At 69.3% G+C, this 5,214-nt stretch carries 6 protein-coding genes; 5 read left to right on the top strand and 1 reads right to left on the bottom strand.

What is annotated here, in order from left to right; all coding sequences use genetic code 11:
* The first annotated feature begins 356 nt into the window (after positions 1-356).
* The 4 genes from C1A33_RS35845 to C1A33_RS19755 all read left to right on the top strand — a co-directional run bounded on the left by C1A33_RS35845 (position 357) and on the right by C1A33_RS19755 (position 3,279).
* A complete protein-coding gene (locus C1A33_RS35845; protein WP_207770392.1) occupies positions 357-575 on the top strand; it encodes a Dyp-type peroxidase domain-containing protein in 219 nt (72 codons plus the stop codon).
* Between the two features lie 132 nt (positions 576-707).
* Complete coding sequence (locus tag C1A33_RS35850) at positions 708-863, top strand: hypothetical protein (protein WP_207770393.1); 156 nt, start codon at positions 708-710, stop codon at positions 861-863.
* A 317-nt stretch (positions 864-1,180) separates the two neighbouring features.
* On the top strand, positions 1,181-2,356 hold the full coding sequence (locus C1A33_RS19750) for a hypothetical protein (RefSeq protein WP_101832927.1): 1,176 nt from the start codon (positions 1,181-1,183) through the stop codon (positions 2,354-2,356).
* 125 nt (positions 2,357-2,481) lie between these two features.
* Positions 2,482-3,279 carry an SAM-dependent methyltransferase gene (locus C1A33_RS19755; RefSeq protein ID WP_101832928.1) on the top strand — a complete coding sequence of 266 codons (798 nt, stop codon included), beginning with the start codon at positions 2,482-2,484 and terminating at the stop codon, positions 3,277-3,279.
* A 35-nt stretch (positions 3,280-3,314) separates the two neighbouring features.
* Here C1A33_RS19755 and C1A33_RS19760 read toward each other — a convergent pair whose 3' ends face one another.
* Positions 3,315-4,184 (bottom strand): helix-turn-helix domain-containing protein, encoded by an 870-nt coding sequence (locus tag C1A33_RS19760; protein WP_101832929.1) that lies wholly within the window; start codon positions 4,182-4,184, stop codon positions 3,315-3,317.
* A 109-nt stretch (positions 4,185-4,293) separates the two neighbouring features.
* Here C1A33_RS19760 and C1A33_RS19765 point away from each other — a divergent pair, with 109 nt between their 5' ends.
* Positions 4,294-5,040, top strand: a complete 747-nt coding sequence (locus tag C1A33_RS19765; RefSeq protein ID WP_101832930.1) for an ABC transporter ATP-binding protein — start codon at positions 4,294-4,296, stop codon at positions 5,038-5,040.
* Positions 5,041-5,214: the final 174 nt, after the last annotated feature.

Below are 5,214 nucleotides of genomic sequence, written 5' to 3' on the forward strand. Positions count from 1 at the left end.
CCGATGGTACTGCATGGGGGACCGTGTGGGAGAGTAGGACGCCGCCGGACTTACATATGTGGGGCCGTTTCGACTGTGGTCGGGACGGCCCCACATGTTTTTCCAGGGACGTTCCCGCCCCGGTCCGCAGCCCGCCACCGACGGTGGTGCTATCGCGGTGTGGCGCGTCCACCTCCGCAGCGTCGTCGAGGTCAGCCACACCGTCATCATCTCGTCGCAGATGAACCGCGGCGTTCGGCACCCTGCGGAACTCCGGGCCGAATGCCGTCACCGTCGTCGGCGTCGGCAGCCCGACCGCGGCGTCGTCGATGGCGTGGGCGCAGGAGGTGGCCAGCGGCGCGCCAGGGCGGCGAACCGTGGCGGTTCCACGGGGTGTGCACCAGGCGGGCGTCGACACGGCGCCGCAGGCGCATGCGACGTTCGCCGCGCTTGATCTTCATGACGACACCGACCACGACGGTCTGCGGCGAATGATGCGGATCCTGAGCGGCGATGCCGCCCGGCTCATGCGGGGCGAGGCGGCCCTCGCCGACTCCGATCCGAGCCCGAACTCGCGCGCTCGCCGTCGCGGTTGACGGTGACCTTCGGGTTCGACCCCGCCCTGGTCGCCCGTGCTGCCAGGGCGGGAGACCCGACCCGGACACCGCCGTGGCTGCGGCAGCTTCCGGCCTTCTCCATCGACCGGCTCGAACCCGTGTGGACCGGCGGTGATCGGTCGCACGCTGGGAAACGGGGCGCCGCTGACCGGCCTGGCCGAGCTGGACCTGCTCAACGAGTGGGTCACCCCGATCGGCTCGGCGGTCTTCGCCATCCCGCCCGGCTGCGCGGCCGGCGGATTCGTCGGCGAGACCCTGCTCGGCTGACGGCTCGGGTCCGACCCGCACGGCGCCGGACTGGCGGTGCGTCGGTGTTCTCGCTGGTCGGGGGCCTGTTTGCGAACCAGTCGGGCGGTTCGTCTGATCAATCCGTCATCTCTGGCGGGCTGGACGGGGCGGCGGAGGTGTCCTGTGCCCGGTGGGCGGGTTGCCGGAGAAATGGCACCTCATGCCAGCCTGTCCTCGGTGGTGTGGAATCCTGACGGCTGGGGGCGGAGACGGCTTGCCGTGTCAGGAGCATCGCAGGTCCGATGTTCTCACCGCCGGTATTCATATGTTGCACAGTGTTGAGGAGATCTGGGCTGGTGGGAGTTTCGAGGTTTCGCCGCCGCTGGGTGGCGGGATGCGCCGCGGTGCTGGCCTTCGGCCTGACCGCGTGTTCCGACTCGACGACCGGGTCCGACGGGGCGAGCCCGTCGACCACGCAGGCCGCCGCCGCGTCGCGATACACGACGCCGCTGAAGGGGATCTGTCCGTCCACGGTCGTCATTCAGTCGAACTGGTGGCCCGGGCTTCCGGATGGATATCTGTATCAGCTTCTCGGCCCGAACCCGTCGATCAATGTGGGCAAGAACTGGGTCGAGGGCCCGCTGGGTGATACCGGTGTGCGGCTGCAGGTGCGCGCCGGCGGGCCGGCGACGGGTTTTCAGCCGGTGACCTCGCTGCTGGCGCAGGACGACGACATCCTGGCCGGCTATGTGGGTACGGACGAGGCCGTGCAGGCATCCGGGAAGCAGGCGACCGTCGCCGTCTTCGCGCCGTACGAGAAGTCACCGCTGGCGCTCATCTGGGGTAATCCGGCGTGGAACTTCAGCAGGGTCGCCGAGGTCCGCGACTCGGGCGCGACGGTGCTGGCCAGCGCGAGCGGGACGTCCTTTCCCGACGTCTTCGTCCGGGAGGGGCTGCTGACCGCGTCGCAGGTCGACACCTCCTATCAGGGGTCGCCGGACCGGTTCGTCGCCGCCGACGGCAAGATCGTGCAGCAGGCGTTCGTCACCAACGAGCCCTACCTGCTCCAGCATGACGTCAAGGCGTGGGGCAGGCCGGTGAAGCAGCTGCTCCTGCAGGACGAGTACCCCTCGTACATCTCCGCGCTGGCCGTGCGGCCGGACAAGGTGTCGAGCCAACGGGCCTGCCTGGCCAAGCTGGTGCCGCTGCTGCAGCACGCGCAGCGCGACTACGTCGCGAATCCGGCGCCGGTGAACCAGCTCCTGCTGAAGACCGTCAGCACGTTGCACACCGGCGGGTTCACCCTGTCGCCGGGGCTGCTCGCGTACGGCAACGCCACCCAGAAGCGGCTCGGGCTGATCGCCGACGGCAAGGACGGCGTGCTGGGCAGCTTCGACACGGCCCGGGTCGGGTCGCTGATCGGCCGGCTGGCCCCGGTCTTCACGGCGAAGGGCAGCGCGCCGAAGGCGGGCCTGGCTCCCGCGGACCTGGTGACCAACGAGTTCCTCGACAAGACGGTGAGCCTGAAGTAGGGGCCGCGACGGCGACGGAAGAAGAAGCGATGTCCGGGGCGGGTCCGCCCGCCCCGGACGGTCCTTATGATGAACATCGGCATTCTTGTGGCCGCGCTGCGAAGGCTGCGAAGGGAACGTCACCCATGACCGACGGTTCGGCACCCGCTGTCGACATCACCGTGCCGCACTCGGCGCGGGTGTGGAACTACTGGCTGGGCGGGAAGGACCACTATCCGGTCGACCGCGAGTTCGGCGACCGGCTCTACGCGCTGCTCCCCGAGATCGTCCAGATCGCCCGGCAGGCACGGGCCTTCCTCGGCCGCGCGGTCACCCACCTGGCGGGTGAGGTGGGGATCCGCCAGTTCCTCGACATCGGTACCGGCCTGCCGACGGCCGACAACACCCATGAGGTGGCGCAGCGGGTCGCCCCCGACTCGCGGATCGTCTACGTCGACCACGATCCGCTGGTACTGGTGCACGCGCGGGCCCTGCTGGTCGGCACGCCCGAGGGGACCACCACCTACGTCCACGCCGACGTCCGCGAGCCGCGGAAGATCCTCGAGGCGGCCCGCGAGACCCTCGACTTCACCCGGCCCATCGGGCTGATCATGCTGGGGATCATGGGAAACGTGGCCGACCTCGACGAGGCCTACGCGATCGTGCGTGAACTGCGTGACGCCCTTCCGTCCGGCAGCTATCTCGTGTTCAAGGACGGCACCTATGCCGTCATGGGCGAGGACCGCGCCGACAGCATCCACGATCTCCACGAGAACGAGAACTTCCCGTACCACATGCGCACGCCCGAGCAGGTGGCCCGTTTCCTCGACGGCTTCGACCTCGTCGAGCCGGGTCTGGTCTCGACGCCGTTGTGGCGGCCCGCCCCCTCGGCCGAACCGCCGGTGGCGATCGACGACCTGTGCGGCGTCGGCCGAAAGGCCTGAGGACGGACGTTCGCCGTCCGGTGGGAGGACGGCGCTCAGGCGGCGTGGTGTGCGGCGATCTTCTCGATGACCTTCACCGTGTCGTCCGGCGCCGTGCTCCTGAGCGCCAGGTTGTCCATGGCCAGCATGTAGCGGGTGACATCCTCCTGCCTGTCGAGGTAGATGGCGCCCGTGAGGTGCTCCAGGTAGACGACGTCGGCCACGTCCGGATCACCGAACCGCAGAATGGTGAACGCGCCCCCCTCGGCGGGGTGCGGGCCGACGCTGAGCGGAACCACCTGGATGGTGAGATTCGGGTTCGCGTTCAGGGCGAGCAGATGCTCGAGCTGACGTCGCATGACGGCCGGACCGGCGACCGAGCGCCACAGCGCCGCCTCGTCGATGATCGCCCAGGCCCGGGGTGCGTCGGGCCGGTCGAACATGGTCTGCCGACTCATCCGTGCCCGGACCCGGCGTTCGACGATGTCGGTACCGTGCGTCTGGCGGCCTACCGCCATGACGGCGCGCGCGTAATCCTCGGTCTGGAGGAGACCGGGAATGAACTGAAGCTCGTAGGTCCGGATCAGGACCGCCGCTTCCTCCAGGCCCAGGTATGGCTGAAACCACCCCGGCATCACGTCGGTGAAACCCTGCCACCAACCGGGCTCGTTTGCCTGGCGGGTGAGTTCGAGTAGCGGTGAGCGGTCCTTCTCGTCGATGACTCCATACAGCGTCAGCAGGTCGGCCACATCACGTTCCTTGAAACTGACCCGACCCAGTTCCAGTCGACTGATCTTCGACTCGGATGCCCGAATGCTGTAGCCCGCGTCCGCCCGGCTAAGACCCTTCGCCTCCCGGAGCCGCCGCAGCTGGGTGCCCAGTACAACGCGGCGCACGATCGGCCCGCTAGCCCGTTGCAGTGTCATTCCCCTGCCTTCACCTCATTCGGGCTTGTTCCCCTCAGCGTACCGGATGGTGATAGAAAAGGCGGGCATGCCGCCGACGGCCCGGCCCCGCGGTAAGAAGGGAGAGACGGTGCCCACTGTGCCGGGGATCGCATTGGCGTTCGACGAGGTGGGAAAGACCTTCCCGGGCGGTGTCGATGCGTTACGGGGAGTGTCGCTGACCGTTGCCGACGGCGAGTTCGTCACGGTGGTCGGCCCGTCGGGCTCCGGAAAGTCCACACTGTTGCGGATCGCGTCGGGGCTGGCCAGGCCCTCCAGCGGGACGGTTACCGTCGGGCCCGAGGCCCCCGGCTACGTTTTTCAGGACCCCACGCTCCTGCCATGGCGCACCGTTACGGGCAATGTCGGTCTGCTCGCCCAACTCGACGGCGTGCCGAAGAAACGGCGGCGCGAACTCGTGGCCGAGGCCATCTCCCTTACCGGGCTCGAGGGATTCGAGCGCCATCGGCCCGCCGCGCTGTCCGGCGGCATGCGGATGCGGGTCTCGCTCGCCCGGGCGCTCACGGTGCGGCCGTCGCTGTTCCTCTTCGACGAGCCGTTCGGCGCGGTCGACGAGATCACCCGGCAGCGGCTCGGTGAGCAGGTGCAGCGGCTGCACGCCCGTGAGCGGTTCGCGGGCCTGTTCGTCACCCACTCGGTCGTCGAGGCGGTCTGGCTCGCCAGCCGCGTCGTCGTCCTCTCGGCCCGACCGGGGCGAGTGATCGCGCAGATCGATGTCCCGTTCGCCTACCCGCGGCCCGCTGACCTGCGCTTCGACGCCGCCTTCGGGGACGTCGCCCGAACCGTCTCGGCGGCGCTGCGGGAGTCGTTCGCTTGACGTCCTCCCCCGTGTGAACGCGGGGGATTCCAACTTCTACACACCCACCGGAGGAGGTGCGCGGTGTTGAGGTTCGCGGTTCACGGGCACCGGCAGCCCGGTGCCTCCCCGCGCGGCCGCGGCCCGTCCGGCCGCGATGGTGCGTGCTGCGTTGACGTCGGCGTTGGCCGTGTG

Source organism: Frankia canadensis (assembly GCF_900197875.1).
In the GTDB taxonomy this organism is placed as follows: Bacteria; Actinomycetota; Actinomycetes; order Frankiales; family Frankiaceae; genus Frankia; species Frankia canadensis.

What these genes read in the sequence shown, in the direction of transcription:
- C1A33_RS19760 (WP_101832929.1), bottom strand. Translation starts at nt 4,184, where the DNA reads ATGACACTGCAACGGGCTAGCGGGCCGATCGTGCGCCGCGTTGTACTG.
- C1A33_RS19755 (WP_101832928.1), top strand. Translation starts at nt 2,482, where the DNA reads ATGACCGACGGTTCGGCACCCGCTGTCGACATCACCGTGCCGCACTCG.